At 32.7% G+C, this 17,568-nt stretch carries 17 protein-coding genes and 1 tRNA gene; 11 read left to right on the forward strand and 7 right to left on the reverse strand.

All coding sequences use genetic code 11. The annotated features are described in order from the left end of the window. Positions 1–25 precede the first annotated feature (25 nt). Positions 26–100, reverse strand: a tRNA-Pro gene (locus tag T410_RS00770). 421 nt (positions 101–521) lie between these two features. Between T410_RS00770 and T410_RS00775 the strand changes: the two genes are divergently transcribed. The 7 genes from T410_RS00775 (at position 522) to T410_RS00805 (ending at position 7,475) form a co-directional block, all read left to right on the forward strand. Beyond that, entirely contained in the window at positions 522–1,289 is a 768-nt protein-coding gene (locus T410_RS00775) for a ParA family protein (RefSeq protein WP_035667779.1), read from the forward strand. A 4-nt stretch (positions 1,290–1,293) separates the two neighbouring features. Then, positions 1,294–2,193, forward strand: a complete 900-nt coding sequence (locus T410_RS00780) for a ParB/RepB/Spo0J family partition protein (RefSeq protein ID WP_035667781.1) — start codon at positions 1,294–1,296, stop codon at positions 2,191–2,193. Next, the gene (locus T410_RS00785) at positions 2,193–2,753 is read left to right on the forward strand and encodes a DUF5683 domain-containing protein (RefSeq protein ID WP_035667783.1); all 561 of its coding nucleotides are present in this window, start codon (positions 2,193–2,195) and stop codon (positions 2,751–2,753) included. Before T410_RS00780 ends, T410_RS00785 begins: the two co-directional genes overlap by 1 nt. 59 nt (positions 2,754–2,812) lie before the next feature. Then, positions 2,813–3,517: a 4-hydroxy-tetrahydrodipicolinate reductase gene (dapB, locus tag T410_RS00790; RefSeq protein ID WP_035667785.1), complete on the forward strand. Its 705-nt coding sequence runs from the start codon at positions 2,813–2,815 to the stop codon at positions 3,515–3,517. Between the two features lie 69 nt (positions 3,518–3,586). Beyond that, complete coding sequence (gene lepB, locus T410_RS00795) at positions 3,587–5,140, forward strand: signal peptidase I (protein ID WP_035667787.1); 1,554 nt, start codon at positions 3,587–3,589, stop codon at positions 5,138–5,140. A gap of 43 nt (positions 5,141–5,183) precedes the next feature. Then, entirely contained in the window at positions 5,184–6,758 is a 1,575-nt protein-coding gene (gene lepB / locus T410_RS00800) for a signal peptidase I (protein ID WP_035667790.1), read from the forward strand. Between the two features lie 90 nt (positions 6,759–6,848). Then, positions 6,849–7,475, forward strand: coding sequence for a WbqC family protein (locus tag T410_RS00805; protein WP_035667792.1), 627 nt, complete (start codon positions 6,849–6,851; stop codon positions 7,473–7,475). Between the two features lie 12 nt (positions 7,476–7,487). On the opposite strand, the gene T410_RS00810 is transcribed toward T410_RS00805, so the two are convergent. The 6 genes from T410_RS00810 to T410_RS00835 form a co-directional block, all read right to left on the reverse strand. Continuing rightward, positions 7,488–8,534, reverse strand: a complete 1,047-nt coding sequence (locus T410_RS00810; protein ID WP_035667794.1) for an endonuclease/exonuclease/phosphatase family protein — start codon at positions 8,532–8,534, stop codon at positions 7,488–7,490. A 43-nt stretch (positions 8,535–8,577) separates the two neighbouring features. Next, positions 8,578–9,441, reverse strand: a complete 864-nt coding sequence (locus tag T410_RS00815) for a rhomboid family intramembrane serine protease (protein WP_035667797.1) — start codon at positions 9,439–9,441, stop codon at positions 8,578–8,580. Between the two features lie 72 nt (positions 9,442–9,513). Then, a complete protein-coding gene (locus T410_RS00820; RefSeq protein ID WP_035667799.1) occupies positions 9,514–10,260 on the reverse strand; it encodes a rhomboid family intramembrane serine protease in 747 nt (248 codons plus the stop codon). Beyond that, a complete protein-coding gene (gene mutL / locus T410_RS00825; protein ID WP_035667801.1) occupies positions 10,257–12,098 on the reverse strand; it encodes a DNA mismatch repair endonuclease MutL in 1,842 nt (613 codons plus the stop codon). The genes T410_RS00820 and mutL overlap by 4 nt, the downstream gene beginning before the upstream one ends. A 164-nt stretch (positions 12,099–12,262) precedes the next feature. Next, positions 12,263–12,838, reverse strand: a complete 576-nt coding sequence (gene ribH, locus T410_RS00830) for a 6,7-dimethyl-8-ribityllumazine synthase (RefSeq protein ID WP_035667803.1) — start codon at positions 12,836–12,838, stop codon at positions 12,263–12,265. A gap of 104 nt (positions 12,839–12,942) precedes the next feature. Next, positions 12,943–13,716: a tetratricopeptide repeat protein gene (locus T410_RS00835; protein ID WP_035667805.1), complete on the reverse strand. Its 774-nt coding sequence runs from the start codon at positions 13,714–13,716 to the stop codon at positions 12,943–12,945. A gap of 232 nt (positions 13,717–13,948) precedes the next feature. Between T410_RS00835 and T410_RS00840 the strand changes: the two genes are divergently transcribed. The 4 genes from T410_RS00840 to T410_RS00855 all read left to right on the forward strand — a co-directional run bounded on the left by T410_RS00840 (position 13,949) and on the right by T410_RS00855 (position 17,566). Further along, positions 13,949–15,028 carry a DNA replication/repair protein RecF gene (locus T410_RS00840; RefSeq protein WP_035667807.1) on the forward strand — a complete coding sequence of 360 codons (1,080 nt, stop codon included), beginning with the start codon at positions 13,949–13,951 and terminating at the stop codon, positions 15,026–15,028. A gap of 78 nt (positions 15,029–15,106) precedes the next feature. Next, on the forward strand, positions 15,107–15,805 hold the full coding sequence (locus T410_RS00845) for a thioredoxin domain-containing protein (protein WP_035667809.1): 699 nt from the start codon (positions 15,107–15,109) through the stop codon (positions 15,803–15,805). A 7-nt stretch (positions 15,806–15,812) separates the two neighbouring features. After that, the gene (locus tag T410_RS00850) at positions 15,813–16,484 is read left to right on the forward strand and encodes a DUF2461 domain-containing protein (protein ID WP_035667811.1); all 672 of its coding nucleotides are present in this window, start codon (positions 15,813–15,815) and stop codon (positions 16,482–16,484) included. Between the two features lie 14 nt (positions 16,485–16,498). Then, complete coding sequence (locus T410_RS00855; protein ID WP_035667812.1) at positions 16,499–17,566, forward strand: glycosyltransferase; 1,068 nt, start codon at positions 16,499–16,501, stop codon at positions 17,564–17,566. Positions 17,567–17,568: the final 2 nt, after the last annotated feature.

Here is a 17,568-nt window from a genome sequence, read left to right on the forward strand (position 1 = left end):
CTGAAAATACAGAAAGGATTTTTTGTCGGGGTGGCAGGATTCGAACCTGCGGCCTCCTGCTCCCAAAGCAGGCGCGATAACCGAGCTACGCTACACCCCGTAAGCGGTGGCAAATATATAACTATTTTTGGCTTCTCCAAAACTATTCTGAGAAATAAGAAATAAATTTATTTAGCATAAAAAACAGTTTAGAAATATAACTGAAATTGACTCCCCAAAACAGCATTAAATCCCAACTCCCCTAGCCCAGACGATCGTGAAAAGCTTCGCCGAGCTACTTGCCATTATTTCATGACAGAAAAGAGCGACCATAGGAAGCTTCTTTTATGCTTTTAGAGAAATAAGGGAATAGATAAAGAACTTGAAACGAACATCTGGATTAGCTTCCTAAAAAAGCTACAATTTATAAAATTGTTAAATTGTCAAATGACGACTAATCAAGCTTTAACAAATGTTAACAAAATAGATTTTTAGAAACCATAAATAATTGTATTTTTACGGTTCAAAATTTAGAAAAATAAATGGGCAAAATCATCGCGATTGCTAATCAAAAAGGGGGAGTTGGAAAGACTACAACATCTGTAAATCTAGCTGCTTCACTGGGTGTTTTAGAAAAAAAAGTATTACTTATTGATGCTGATCCACAGGCAAATGCATCTTCAGGATTAGGAATTGATGTAGAATCTGTAGAGATAGGTACGTATCAAATTCTGGAACATAGTCATACGCCAAAAGAGGCCATCATAAAATGTTCTGCTCCAAATGTGGACGTAATTCCATCACATATTGACCTTGTTGCAATTGAAATCGAATTAGTCGATAAAGAAAACAGGGAATATATGCTTAAAAAAGCATTGGAAAGTATCAAAGACGAGTACGATTATATCATTATCGATTGTGCGCCATCTCTTGGATTGCTTACGTTGAATGCTTTGACTGCTGCTGACTCTGTAATTATTCCTATTCAATGTGAGTATTTTGCACTGGAAGGTTTAGGCAAATTATTGAATACGATAAAAAGCATCCAAAAAATTCACAATCCAGATTTAGATATCGAAGGGTTATTATTAACCATGTTCGACTCAAGATTGCGTTTATCAAACCAAGTAGTTGAAGAGGTTCAAAAACATTTCAACGATATGGTTTTTGATACCATTATTCAAAGAAATGTAAAACTGAGCGAAGCGCCAAGCTTTGGAGAAAGTATAATAAACTACGATGCTACAAGCAAAGGAGCTACTAACTACTTACATCTGGCTCAAGAAGTTATAAAGAAAAACAGTAAATAGTTTTATGGCAAAAGCAATAAAAAAACAAGCCTTAGGAAGAGGATTATCTGCATTATTAAAAGATCCGGAAAACGATATAAAATCCGTTGACGATAAAAATGCCGATAAAGTTGTAGGAAATATTATTGAGCTTGAAATAAATGCGATTGAAATAAATCCATTTCAGCCCAGAAGTAATTTCAATGAGGAATCATTGAGAGAATTAGCAACTTCCATTAAAGAATTAGGTGTTATCCAGCCTATTACCGTACGTAAATTAGAATTCAATAAATACCAGTTGATATCAGGGGAGCGACGTCTTCGTGCGTCAACTCTTGTGGGATTGACAACCGTTCCTGCTTACATTCGTATTGCAAATGATAATGAATCACTGGTTATGGCCTTGGTTGAAAACATTCAACGTCATGATTTAGATCCAATTGAAATAGCACTTTCTTACCAACGTTTGATTGATGAAATTCAATTGACTCAGGAGCAAATGAGTGAGCGAGTAGGAAAAAAACGTTCTACTATCGCTAATTATTTAAGACTTTTGAAATTAGATCCGATAATCCAAACTGGAATTCGTGATGGTTTTATCAGTATGGGTCATGGTCGTGCGATAATCAACATTGAAGATCAAGATATTCAAACGGATATTTATCAAAAAATCGTTAGTCAAAACCTTTCGGTTCGCGATACAGAAGCTTTGGTAAAAAACTATCAGGAAAGTTTAAAACCAAAACCTGCCGGTAAACCTAAAGCGGCTTCATTTGAAATCGCGGATACTCACAAAAGCGTTTTTACCAATTATTTTGGGACCAAAGTAGATGTAAAAGTAGCTGGTAACGGTAAAGGAAAAATCACTATTCCATTTCACTCTGAAGAAGACTTCAACAGAATTATTAAACTAATAAACGAGTAGTGGGTAAAATCATTTTCATAGGTTTATTTCTCTTTATAACTGGAAACGCAACTGTTTTTGCACAAACAAAAACCAATGCTGTTTTAGTCGCTAAAGACACATTGAAATCGAATGACATAGATCCCTTAACTCCGGCAAAAGCTGCATTTTATTCGGCAGTTCTACCAGGATTAGGTCAGGCTTACAACAAAAAATACTGGAAAATACCGCTAGTATACGGAGCTATTGGAACCAGTTTATATTTTTATATTGATAGTAATAAAAAATACCACCAATATAGAGATGCTTATAAAAGGAGATTAGAAGGCTACACAGACGACAATTATGCCTATTTGGATAAAACCAGATTAATTGCCGGACAAAAATTCTACCAAAGAAACAGAGATTTGTCTGCTTTATTCACTTTGGCATTTTATGCCCTGAATATTGTGGATGCTAATGTAGACGCTGCATTAATACAATTTAATGTTGATGAAAACTTATCCGTAAGGCCAATTATTTATCCAAATGATGTAACATTCAAAACAAACTTCGGACTAACTCTTAATTATAATTTTTAACCTTAACACAAACAACACGTCAGGTTATTGATTATTTAAATTTAAAAAAATTAAAACAAATGAAAATTGCGCTTTTAGGATACGGAAAAATGGGTCAGGTAATAGAAAGAATTGCTCTCGAAAGAGGTCATGAAATCGTTTTGAAAAAAGATGAATTCAATACTTATGAAGGACTTTCAAATGCTGATGTAGCTATAGATTTTAGTGTCCCAACTGCTGCAGTCAGTAATATTTCCAGTTGTTTTAACGCTAATGTACCAGTAATCTCAGGAACTACGGGCTGGCTAGAACATTATGATGAAATGCTCGCACTTTGCGAAGCAAAAAAAGGCGCCTTTATTTCTAGTTCAAATTTTAGTTTAGGTGTAAATATTTTCTTTGAACTTAATGAATATTTAGCAAAAATAATGGCGAAATTCGACAGCTACAAAGTAGAAATGGAAGAAATTCACCACACTCAAAAACTGGATGCTCCAAGTGGAACCGCAATTTCATTAGCAAAAGGAGTTATTGAAAATAGTTCTTACACGAACTGGACATTAGAAAATGCTGAACCAAATCAAATTCATATCGAAACCAAAAGAATTGGCACTGTTCCCGGAACTCATACTGTAACTTATAATTCATCTGTAGATACTATAGAGATAAAACATACAGCACATAATCGTGAAGGTTTTGCTCTTGGAGCTGTAATTGCAGCTGAATGGATTGTGGGCAAACAAGGCGTTTTTACAATGAAAGACGTATTAGATTTAGATAAATAGATTTTTAGAAATCATAAAAATTTCTAACTTTCGAATAAACAAATAAACGATTAACCAAATAAACATATTATGACACTATATCAATGGTTTGTATTTTTTCTTCTGGTTCAGGTAATTCACTTTTTAGGAACTTGGAAGTTATACGAAGCTGCTGGAAGAAAACGTTGGGAAGCTGCTATTCCAGTATATAATGCCATCGTATTAATGAAAATAATAGGTCGTCCCACTTGGTGGACTGTTTTACTTTTTATACCTATCATTAACCTTATAATGTTTCCCGTAATTTGGGTTGAAACTTTAAGAAGCTTTGGAAAAAGAACTTCTTTAGATACCTTTTTAGGGATTATTACGTGTGGTTTTTATATCTATTATATTAATTACACGCAAAAACTTGATTACGTAACCAACAGAAGTTTACAACCTGAAAATAAAACCGCAGACACGATCAGCTCATTGCTTTTTGCAATCATTGTAGCTACTTTAGTACATACTTATTTCATACAACCGTACACCATCCCTACCTCTTCGTTGGAAAAATCATTATTAATAGGTGACTTTTTATTTGTAAGCAAAATGAATTATGGCGCCAGAGTTCCTATGACCACAGTCGCTTTGCCTATGGTTCATGATTCAATCCCAATGACTAAAAGCAAATCGTATCTAAGTTGGCCACAATTGCCATATTTCAGATTGCCTGGTATTCAAAATATAAACAGAACAGATATAGTCGTTTTCAACTGGCCGGTCGATACCGTTTATAAGTTTTTTGACACATCAAAAAGAAGAGCATATAAACCCGTTGATAAAAAATCAAATTATGTAAAAAGATGTGTTGGTATTCCTGGCGATAGTTTGTCTATAAAGGAGGGTATAGTTTACATCAATGGTAAAATATTACAATTACCGGAAAGAGCTAAACCTCAATTTTCTTATGCAGTTGCATTGGACAAAAAAACACCAATCGATTTTGAATCTCTTTTAAAAGAATTAGATGTTACGGATGACGCAGGCTTTAAAAGTGAATTAAGAGACACTTTATTCTTGAAGGCACTTACTGCTGCAGGCGCCGAAAGATTAAAAAATGTTCCCGGGGTAATATCTGTTACCAGACAAATTTCAAAAGGTGTTGAAGATGGTATATTCCCTCATATCAACAAATGGAACCGCGATAATTTTGGTCCAATTTATATTCCAGAAAAAGGAAAAACAGTAGCATTGACTACCGAAACGCTGCCATTTTACAGAATGATTATCTCTGAATATGAGAAAAAAGATTTAAAAGTTAATGGAGGCGAAATTAGAATTAATGGTAAAGTTGTCAATAGCTATACTTTCGACCAAAATTACTATTGGATGATGGGAGACAACCGTCACAATTCTGAAGACAGCCGCTATTGGGGATACGTTCCTGAAGATCACATCGTAGGAAAACCCATTTTCATATGGTTAAGTATTAACCCTCATGGAAAAGGATTAAATAAAATTCGTTGGAATAGAGTTTTCACAACCGTTAGCGGTGAAGGCCAACCGCAATCTTATTTTAAACTATTCCTACTTGCTTTAATTGCCTTCTTTATTGGAGAATATTTTTGGAAAAAAAGAAAAGAGAAAAAGGAACTTTAACTAAAATACAAATCTAAAAACCTTTAAACGATAAGCAAATATTATGACACTAAATCAGTGGTTTCTTTTTTTTCTAATCATTCAGGTCGTTCACTTTTTAGGGACTTGGAAACTATACGAAAGCGCAGGTAGAAAAAAATGGGAAGCAGTCATTCCAGTTTATAATGCTATAGTTTTAATGAAAATAATAAACCGTCCCACTTGGTGGACGGTTTTGCTATTTATCCCCATAATTAACCTTATTATGTTTCCTGTAATTTGGGTTGAAACACTGAGAAGTTTTGGGAAAAAATCTTATTTAGATACTTTTTTAGGAATAATAACTTTTGGGTTCTATATCTATTATATCAACTACACTCAAAAGTTAGATTATAAATCTCAAAGGAGCTTACATCCTGAAAATAAAACAGCAGATACCATTAGCTCTTTACTTTTTGCAATTATTGTAGCTACTTTAGTGCACACTTATTTAATTCAGCCGTATACAATCCCATCTGCGTCTTTAGAAAAATCATTGTTAATTGGTGATTTTTTATTCGTTAGTAAATTCAATTATGGAGCAAGAGTACCAATAACAACAGTCGCTGCACCAATGGTTCTTGATACTTTACCAATTTTAAATATAAAATCATATTTATCAAAACCACAACTACCCTATTTACGACTTCCTGGCTATGAAAAAATTAAAAACAATGACATAGTCGTTTTCAATTGGCCAGCAGATACTTTGTTTAATATGTATATTCCTGCTGATAAGAGATACGATAAACCTATTGATAAAAGAACAAATTATGTAAAACGTTGTGTTGGAATTCCTGGTGACAGTCTTGAAATAAAAAACGGAATTGTTTTTATCAATGGAAAAGAATTAATTTTGCCAGAAAGAGCAAAACCACAATATTCCTATAAAGCAGTTTATGATGGTAAAACACCAATAGATTTTGAATACTTATTAAAGGATTTAAATGCAACTGATGGAGCTGGATTTATTAATGAGACAAGAGATACGTTAATAATAAATGCGTTAACTTTTGCCGGAGCTAAAAGATTAAAAAATGTTCCTGGAATAATCTCTGTAACTAGAGTAATACATAAAGGACCAGAAGATGGTATATTTCCCGATTTTCACGATAGAAAACCATCTGTAACAAACAATTGGTCCAATGATAATTTTGGTCCAATCTATATTCCAAAACAAGGAAAAACGGTAAATTTAGACTTAAAATCCCTTCCATTTTACAAAAAAATAATTTCGGAATACGAAGGAAATACCCTGAAAGTCGTTGCTAACATTATTTATATAAATAATAAAAAAACAACCACATATACCTTTAAACAAAATTACTATTGGATGATGGGTGACAACCGTCATAACTCATTAGATGCTCGTTATTTTGGCTATACACCCGAAGATCATATTGTAGGAAAACCTATTTTTATCTGGATGAGTTGGGATACAAACGGCAAAGGTTTAAATAAAATTCGTTGGGATAGAGTTTTCACTACCGTTAATGGCGAAGGACAACCACAATCTTATTTTAAATTATTTCTGCTCGGTTTAGCGGCATTTTTTGTTGGAGAGTATTTTTTAAAAAAAAGAAAAGAGAAAAACAATTAGTCAAAAGTTTCAAAGTCGAAAGTTTTAAAATTTATGTATTATCAAATTTTACAGCTTTCGATTTTATAACTTTAAAAACTTTAGACAAACATGAACACATTATTACATCCTACCTATTTCCCATCTATAAGTCATTTTGCAGCCATGACCCAGGCTGAAAGTATCACATTTGAAATAGAGGATAATTTCCAAAAACAAACCAATCGCAACCGTGCTTATATCTATAGCCCAAATGGAATTCAGTTATTGAATATCCCTGTAAAGCATTCGAAAGAAAGTCATCAAAAATCAAAAGATATAAAAATAGAACCTGGTTTCGATTGGCAAAAACAACATTTCAAATCACTTGAAGCAGCATACAGAAGCTCACCCTTTTTTGAATTTTTCGAAGATGACTTACGTCCAATATTCGAAAAAAAACACGTATTCCTATTAGATTTAAATTTTGAATCTTTTGCGATTCTTACCAAATGTATGCGAATGAAATTAGAATTTGACACCACAACGGAGTACTTTCATGAAATAGATACAAGTTTAATTTCAGACTTTAGATTTTTGGTAGATGGAAAAAAGGACCCTTCTTCTTTTGAAACTTACACACAAGTTTTTGATGACAAATATGGTTTTATCAATAATTTGAGCATTTTGGATTTATTATTTAATGAGGGAAAATATGCAGTGGATTATTTGAAGAAACAACAACTTCCAATAAAATAGATTCTAACAGATTTATTCAAAAGATAACCTGGCCATTACAGGAAAATGATCCGAGTTAATAAATTCAGGAAAACTCTCAAATTTCTTGACCCTTATTTTCTCATCAACAAAAATATAATCGATACGGGCAGGATAATACCTGAATTTATAAGTGGCCCCAAAACCTTTTCCAGCTTCTTCAAAACTATCTTTCAGTTTCCCTTTTATACTGCGGTATACATAGGAAAAAGCACTATTATTCATGTCGCCACAAATAATAATAGGGTACTTACAATCCTTTTTGTGTTCTTTAAAAATTTCAGCCTGTTGCTGTTGCTCTTTAAACGCAACACTCACTCGTTTAAGCATCATTTGTGATTTATCTTGATTAATCGATTCAATATTTTCATCAATTTCATGTACATCAGGAGATATTTTCAAGGATTGTAAATGCATATTGTAAACTCTGATAATGTCTTTTCCTTTTTTAATATCCGCATAAACTATGTTATTGGTTGAGTTAGGAAAAACAATATTACCCTGATCGATAATTGGAAATTTAGAAAAAATGGCTTGTCCGGTTTTAATTTGATTTCCGTCTGTAAATATATATCGATGTGGATATACTTTTAAATCTATATCAGCAGAAGATGAATATTCCTGAATACATAGAATATCAGGATTTTTATCATTTATAAAAGACAAAATTTCGGATGGAATATCATCTCTATCAATCCATTTAAAAACATTAAACAGGCGCACATTATAGCTCATTACAGTAAAATCTTTCTCTTCGACAGGAAAATCTGTAGCAGAAAATTTATAGAATTTGTTAATAAAAGTAATTCCTATCAAAAGAACTAATCCTGATATAAACATTCTTTTCTTAAATTGTAGTGCCCAATAAATAAAAAACAATCCATTCAAAATAAAAAAGAAAGGCATAAAAAGAGTCAATACAGATAAAAGGGGAAAAGATTTTGGAGCTAAAAAAGGAAAAACATAAGCAATGAATGTCACTATAGTAAGCACTATATTTAAAAGAAACATTATTTTATTGAACCATGAAAGATTTTTCATTTCTTTAGTTTTGTTTTTCAAAAAGAAAATTAAATAGTCAACTTTACTTCCCCGCTTTGAACAAAAATTCTTTTTCTTCTTTGGTTAAACTATCATAACCGGATTGACTTATTTTATCTAAAATCTCATCAATCTGTTGCTGCGCTTTATCTTTAGTAATTATTCTTGATGTGCTTTTTTCCGCTGGTTTGTTATAATTTTTATGTACCGCTTTAAAAGGCGTGGAAGAAGATTTTGAAAATAAATTACTAAAAAAACCTAAAAAACGAGAAACTATCTTACTTAAATCAACCCCATTTTGAAGCAATTTAATAAAAATAAATCCAAAAAAAGCGCCCGATAAGTGCGAAATATGACCTCCAGTATTTTCTAATCGAAACTGCATTAAATCAATCACAATAATTACAAAAGTAATATGCCATAATTTTACATTTCCTATTAGCAATAATCTCACATTCATCAAAGGATGATACGTTGTTGTAGCAACTAAAATAGCCATTATTGCAGCCGAAGCTCCAACAATAGCCGAGCTTAAATTCAAAAAATAATATCCGGTAACGAATGCTATTCCAGCAAATATAGCGCTCAATATATACAACCCAAAATATTGTTTCGGGGTAAAAAATGTCAAAAACAAAGTACTTGAAAAGTTTAAAACCATCATATTAAAAAACAAATGCATAAAACCATCATGTAGAAAAGCGTACGTTAAAAAAGTCCAAGGTTTTACAATAAAACTAGAAGGTTCTGAGGAAAGTGCAATCCAACTTGGAAAATCAAATGCGCCAACCTTAAAATTATAAAAAAACAATAATGAAACTAAAAAACAAAGAACGTTCCAAAAGATTAGCCTGATTGCTATTCCTCCCATTTTGTATTGCAATTTCAGATCGTCTATAATATTCATAATTTAATTCGTATTTAATATCATTTATAGCACACCTAAACAGACTATTACAAATGAAAATTAATTTATTTTTTAATTCCAGCGATTTTTATTAAACTGATTTTTCTTCCAATACCACATAATTAAAAAGCCAAATAAAGCTCCTCCGACGTGAGCAAAATGGGCAATTCCTCCTCCACCGCCAAAAATAGATTTGCCAGAAACTCCTAAATACAAGTCTACTAAAACTAAACCCGGCACAAAATACTTTGCTTTAATTGGCACTGGAATAAACATCAAAGCCAATTCAGCATTGGGAAACATAAAAGCAAAAGCAACAATCACCCCATATATAGCACCTGAAGCCCCAACGACTGTACCGAAATAAGCACTTACAAAATTTTGAAAACCAGGACTATTTAAAATTGGAACTATTTGGTCATTTCCTTTTCCATTCAAAACCGCTAAAATCTCCATCTTTGAAAACCCTTGCCCCATTAAAGTATTCATCCCATCTTGATAATAATAATAGTTAATTCCAGTATGAAGCAATGCTGCACCTAAACCACATGAAATGTAGAAAAAGAGAAATTTTTTACTTCCCCAAATGCTTTCCAATGCTGATCCAAAAGAATATAAGGCAAACATATTGAAGAAAATATGCATAAATCCACCGTGCATAAACATGTGTGAAATAGGCTGCCAAACCTGAAAATTTGGATTTTCAGGAAAATACATTGAAAGTATTTTATAAGCTGGATCTCCTAAAGCAAGTGTTCCGACAAAAAATAAAATATTAATAATGATTAATTGCTTAACCGTTTCTGTTACGTTTCTCATAGTGCAAACTTTTTATCTAAATCTTCCACACGCATCGTGATGAAAGTGGGTTTATGAAATGGGGATACATTGGGGTCTTTACAAGCAAAAAGCCCGTTTACCAAGTTTTCCTGTTCTTTTTCTGTAAGGTGTGTTCCTGTTTTCACTGCTAAACTTTTAGCCATCGATTTGGCAATCGTATCGTTTTGGCTAAAACTACTTTCTGGAATTCCATCCTGCAAATCACTTAATAATTGTTCCAAAACTAATGAAACTTCACTTTCTGTAACATTCACAGGTATTCCTGAAATGACGATATGGTCTGTATTATTTTCTTCGAAAACAAATCCGGTGTTCATTAATGAAAGTTGCAATTCAGCGATAAGTTCCATTTCGCTAGACGAAAAAAACAAATTTAATGGAAATAACAACTGCTGGCTTGATGCTTGATTAACCGTCATATTAACTAAAAACTGTTCGTACAAAACGCGTTGATGTGCCCGCTGTTGGTCCACAATAACCATTCCTGATTTTATGGAAGAAACAATATATTTCTTATGGATTTGATACGTTTTATGAACCGCGTGCTCCACTTCTTCATCATTAAATAAAGACGAAGTCACTTCTTCATTTTCAAAAGCAATTTGCCCAATTTCATCGGTATCTTGCTTCAAACCTACATACAGGCTTTCCCAATTAGCTGTTGGTTCCGGTTTTCTATAACTTAAAAATTGCTTGCTGGGTTTATCTTCTGCAAAAGGGTTAAAATTCCCATCAACCTGAATAGTTGGAGTAGCACCTTCTAAATCTTTGTAATGATAAGGTGTGTCTAAATTAGAATCCCTATCAAAATCCAAAACCGGAGCTACATTAAATTGCCCTAAACTATGTTTAATAGAAGCTCTTAAAATAGCGTATAAAGCGTGTTCATCATCAAACTTAATCTCCGTTTTAGTGGGATGAATATTAATATCAATCGTATTGGGCGGAACTGATAAATATAAAAAATAACTGGGCTGCGCACCATCTTTTAAAATTCCGTCATATGCAGCCATTACTGCATGATGCAAATAACCACTTTTTATAAAACGATCATTCACGAAGAAAAACTGCTCTCCACGATTTTTCTTAGCAAATTCTGGTTTGCTTACAAATCCTTGAATCGTCACTATTTCTGTTTCTTCCTGAACTGGCACTAATTTCTCATTGGTTTTACCCGAAAAAACATTTACAATTCTTTGTCGCAAAGTGGAAGGCGGCAAATTAAACATTTCACTGCCGTTGTGATAAAATGTAAAATGTATTTTGTGATGAGCCAAAGCCACTCGTTGAAACTCATCAATAATATGGCGGTATTCCACCGTATCCGATTTCAGAAAATTACGTCGTGCGGGAATATTAAAGAACAAATTTTTGACTGCAAATGAAGTGCCTTTTGGAAGAACAGCAACATCTTGAGATACAAATTTGCTGCCCTCAATAATAATATGCGTTCCAAGTTCTTCTTGATCTTGTTTGGTTTTCATCTCAATATGGGCTATCGCAGCAATAGAAGCTAATGCTTCTCCACGAAATCCTTTGGTATGTAAAGAAAATAAATCTTCGGCTTGACGAATTTTAGAAGTGGCATGACGTTCAAAACACAAACGCGCATCGGTTACGCTCATGCCTAAACCATTATCAATCACCTGAACCAATGCCTTCCCTGCATCTTTAATAATTAATTTGATATCCGTTGCTCTGGCATCAACTGCATTTTCAAGCAATTCTTTAACCACCGAAGCGGGTCTTTGAACAACTTCTCCAGCAGCAATTTGATTGGCAACGTGATCAGGAAGTAATTGAATAATACTCGACATTAAAAAATTTAGGTTTAAAGTTTAAGTTTTAGGTTTTCAAAACCAAGAAATACAAATTTAATGAAATTCTATTGGGAATGGTAGCTTATTTAATCATAAAAAAAACAAAAAACCTATACTATTCATGAAACAGTATAGGTTTTAACAATAAATATTTTTATTATTTATTCCTTCAACTCTAAAGGCGAACCTTCTTCTATTTGAATTGCTCCAGAATACAATAAATGTTGATTATCTATTTGATGTGACAGTGAAGCTTGTTGACGGATATACGCCATTTTTATAGCCGCAATAGCCGCCTCAGTACCTTTATTCCCATGAATTCCTCCACTTCTGTCAATGGATTGTTGCATAGTATTATCCGTTAGGACACAAAAAATAACGGGAATATCAGTTTGTACATTCAAATCTTTAATTCCTTGAGTTACTCCTTCGCATACAAAATCAAAATGTTTTGTTTGACCCTGAATTACACACCCAATAGCAATAACAGCATCTACATTTTGCGTTTGCAGCATTTTCTTAGAGCCGTAAATAAGCTCAAAACTTCCAGGAACATTCCAGCGAATGATATGCTGAGATGGAACTTGGTTCTCCAAAAGTGCTTCTATAGCGCCTTTATAAAGTCCTTCAGTTATGGAATCATTCCATTCTGAAACAACAATCCCAAAGCGAAAATCTTTCGCGTTTGGGATTGAGTTTTTATCGTAATCAGATAAATTTTTATTTATGGTAGCCATTGATTTTAGAATTTGATTTAGAATTTTGATTTCAGTTATTAAAGATAGTATTTTTTAAAACAAAAATCTTAAATGTTGAATCAGGAATCTCAAATCATTTTTTACTATTGCGCTAATCCAATCAAAACGTCAATTGAAGCCGCTTCTGGAGTTGCATCAAAATTTTCTTTTATATCTGTAAAATATTTTAAAGCATCCTCTTTATTTCCTAATGCCAAAGCAATCTTTCCTGCTTTTAACAAGAAACGAGGTGTAGTGAAATCATTCTTATTAGTCTCAGCAGCTTTTACATAATTTTCCAAAGCTTCTTTTGGTTGATTTTTTTGAGAATAAGCATCTCCAATCGCTCCTTTTGCCAAAGCACCTAATACAATATCTTCAGATTTGAATTTACCTAAATATTCAATTGCTTCCGCATACTTTCCTGTATTCAAATAAGCAATACCAGCATAATAGTTAGCTAAATTTCCTGCATCAGTACCCGAATACTCATCCGCAATTTTCAAAAATCCGAACTTGCCTTCTGAACCATTCAAAGACAATTTATATAATGAATCACTTGCTACTCCATCAGTCGCTTTTTGAAAATTTTGTTGTGCAACAAACATTTCGTTAGCGGCTTCATCTTGTTTTGGTGTAGCTATAAATTTTTGATACGCTAAATAACCAACAGTGAACAATGCAACACCTGCAACTAATCCGATTATGACTTTTTGATTTCTGGCAACCCAATCCTCAGTTTTCGAAGCTGTTTCATCTAAAGTTGAAAAAACACCCGCTGTTGTGCTGTCTTTTTCATCAATTACTACCTCTTCAACTCCTTCTGTTACTTCCTTTTCTTTTGGTGCTTTATATCCTCTTTTACTATAAGTAGCCATTTAATTTTAATTTAGTGAGCCGCAAAAATAAAATTTTTATTCAAACCGACATAAAAAATATGCTTTTATATTCAAAAAAAATATCATAAGAGGTTCTTTCTTTCCAAAGGCAAAATAATTGCCACAGAAAAAATGGAAAAGCCATTTTTATCGATATTTTTCAATAATTTGCACCCACTTTGAAAAACCCGCTCAAAAACATCAAAGTTCTCAATACCAGCAAGCCTTACCCATGTATTTAAAAAAAATTTCATTATTCAATTATAAGAATTTTTCGGAAGCAAATTTCAATTTTGACAGCAAAATAAATTGTTTTGTAGGTAAAAATGGCATTGGAAAGACTAACGTGCTCGATGCAATCTACCATTTATCCTATGGAAAAAGCTATTTCAATCCATTAGCAGTTCAGAATATAAAACACGGTGAAGAATTCTTTGTGATTGATGCTGAATTTGAAAAAAACGAAAGAAACGAACAAATTCTTTGCAGTCTTAAAAAAGGTCAAAAAAAGATATTAAAGCGTAACGGAAAAGCATACGATAAATTTTCAGACCATATAGGTTTTATTCCTTTGGTAATCATTTCTCCGGCTGACAGGGATTTGATTGTAGAAGGAAGTGAAACCAGAAGAAAATTTATGGATAGCGTAATTTCGCAATTAGATTCCCATTATTTACAACAACTCATTCAATACCAAAAAGTAATGAGCCAGCGAAATGCTTTGTTGAAATATTTCGCTTTGAATCATGTTTTTGAAAACGACACACTTTCTATATATAACGAGCAACTCAATAATTTTGGAAATTATATCTTCGAAAAGAGGAAAGAATTTATCGACCAGTTTATTCCTATTTTTAACACACACCATCAAGCCATAACCGACTCGCAGGAAACCGTTCAACTGGTATACGAAAGTCATTTATTCGAAAAAGATTTACTGACACTTTTACAAGAAAACATCAATAAAGACAGGGCACTGCATTATACTAGTGTAGGAATTCATAAAGATGATTTATCGTTTGAAATAGACCAACATCCTATCAAGAAATTCGGATCGCAAGGCCAACAAAAATCATTTTTAATTGCCTTAAAACTAGCACAGTTTGAATTCCTAAAGAAACAAAGTGGCGTAAAACCAATTCTACTATTTGATGACATATTTGACAAACTGGATGAAAGTAGGGTATCTAAAATCATTAAAATGGTCAACAGTGATACCTTTGGACAGCTTTTCATTTCAGATACACATCCGGAGCGAACTGAAGGTATTGTGAAATCGACACATCAGACGTACAAAATTTTCAATTTATAACTTTTATTTAATAATTTTAAAGGTTCGAGAATTGAAAAAACACTTAATTTAGCCTATTTCAATTTAAATCAAATTACAATGAAATTTCATTCTATATTACTGTTAATCTTCTCTTTTGTAATTTTATCCTGTAATGGACAAACTTCAAAAAACGTAAAAACCATTGAAGCCAAAGCTTTTGCAGAAAAAATAAAGGAGACTTCAAATCCTCAAATTCTCGATGTAAGAACTCCTGAAGAATTTGCATCAGATCATATTGAGAATGCCAAAAATGTAAATTGGCTTGGAAATACTTTTGTTTCTGATGCGAAGAAATTTGACAAATCAAAACCCGTTTTTGTATATTGTAAAAGCGGAGGAAGAAGCCAAAAAGCAGCTGAAAAACTAAGCGAATTAGGCTTTACAACAATTTACCAATTGGACGGAGGAATTCTAAAATGGGATACAGCCGGATTGTCTAAACCAAGTGACAAAATAATAGGAATGTGCAGTCAGGAATACAACGAACTCTTAAACACAGACAAAAAAGTACTGATTAATTTCTATGCGGAATGGTGTGCACCCTGCAAAAAAATGACGCCGTATATGTTACAAATGCAAAAAGAATTGTCCGATAAAGTAACAATTGTGAGATTGAATGCTGATGAAAATAAAACCCTTATGACTGAATTAAAAATCAGCGAACTTCCTACCTTATTATTATATAAAAACAAAGAAGTAAAATGGAAACATTCCGGTTTTATTAGCGAAGAGGATTTAAAAAAACAATTACAATAACTTCAAGATGCTTTCAAAAGATACACTACAATTTCTAGAGGATTTAAAAGCCAATAACAATAGGGACTGGTTTTTAGAAAATAAAAAAAGGTATGAAGCAGTTAAGAAAGATTACCAGCAATTAGTAACTGATTTACTTGACGCCATGAAACCAATGGATCCCTCGCTGGAAATGCTGGAAGTAAAAAATTGTACTTTTAGAATCAATCGCGATATTCGATTTTCTAAGGACAAGACCCCTTACAAATCTCATTTAGGCGTTTGGCTTTCTTCTGGAGCAAAAGGCATGAATCGCTCCGGATATTATATTCATTTAGAAAAAGGAGGCAGTTTCATTGCCGGTGGATTGTATTGCCCCGAGGCAGGAGATTTAAAAAAAATGCGCAAAGAAATCGCTTATTTTTATGATGATTTAGAAGCCGTTCTTAATGAAAAAGATTTCAAAAGAGAGTTTAAAGATTTTGATCGAAATGAAAAAGATACACTAAAAAATCCACCACGAGGATACGAAAAAGAACATCCGGCTATTGAATTTTTAAAGCTAAAAAGTTTTGAATGCTCTCAAAAAATAGACATTTCAGAAGTAACGAAAAAAGATTTTGTAGCTACGATGAGCAAAAAATTAATCGCACTAAAACCGCTGAATGATTTTATAAATCGTGCACTAACTTCAGAATAATCTACTTTATAGCTATGCAAAAAAAGAAAATACTTTTTCTAGGAGAATCTTATAGGGCTGATGCCATCACTTGGATGAATGGACTAAAGGAATTTGGTGATTTCGAAATTATTACTTGGGAATTACAAACCCCCAGTAATTGCATTCAAAACCGAATTTTAAGGATTTTCGAATTTGAATTAGCCATATTTAAAATTAGGCAACTAATAAAAACGCAAGAACCAGATATGGTTATTGCCGAAAGAACAACAAGTTACGGTTTTCTTGCTGCATTATCTGGTTTAAAACCAATAGCAATAGCACAACAAGGCAAAACTGATTTATGGCCTGAAAAGTCAATTTCAATGCCTTTAAAAAAACTCATTCAACATTATGCTTTTAAAAAAGCAGATTTAATTCATGCTTGGGGTCCCGTGATGACTATTTCTATGAAAGAAGCCAATGTCGACATGAATAAGGTTATGGTTTTACCAAAGGGAATTGATTTAGAAAAATTCAACAATAACAACAATGCCAATCCAGCAAAAATTTGTGCGATAGTCACTCGTTCTTTGTTACCGGAATACCGTCATGATATTATTTTAAAATCTTTTGCCATTTTAAACCAAAAAGGAATAGATTTCGTACTTACAATTATAGGAAACGGAACACAACTTTTGGCATTAAAAGAATTAGCAAAAAAATTAAACATTGAAAACAAAGTCAACTTTACCGGACGAATTCCAAATACAGCACTACCAAAACTATTACAACAATCTAATATTTACATTAGTATGCCAATAACCGAAGGCGTTTCAGCCTCTTTATTTGAAGCCATGGCTACTAATTGTTATCCAATTGTCAGCGATATTGAAGGAAATCAAAGTTGGATTAAACACCGAGAAAATGGGCAATTAATTTCGGTTGATAATATTGAAATGCTTGCCGATGAATTAATATGGGCATTTGAAAACAATAAATATCGAAACGAAGCCGTTTTGAAAAACAGAACATTTGTAGAAAAAAATGTAGATTACAATGTAAATATGAGAATCATAGCCAACAAATACCACGAATTAATTAACACAAATAGCACCAACTAACT

Source organism: Flavobacterium sp. 83 (genome assembly GCF_000744835.1).
Taxonomy (GTDB): Bacteria; Bacteroidota; Bacteroidia; order Flavobacteriales; family Flavobacteriaceae; genus Flavobacterium.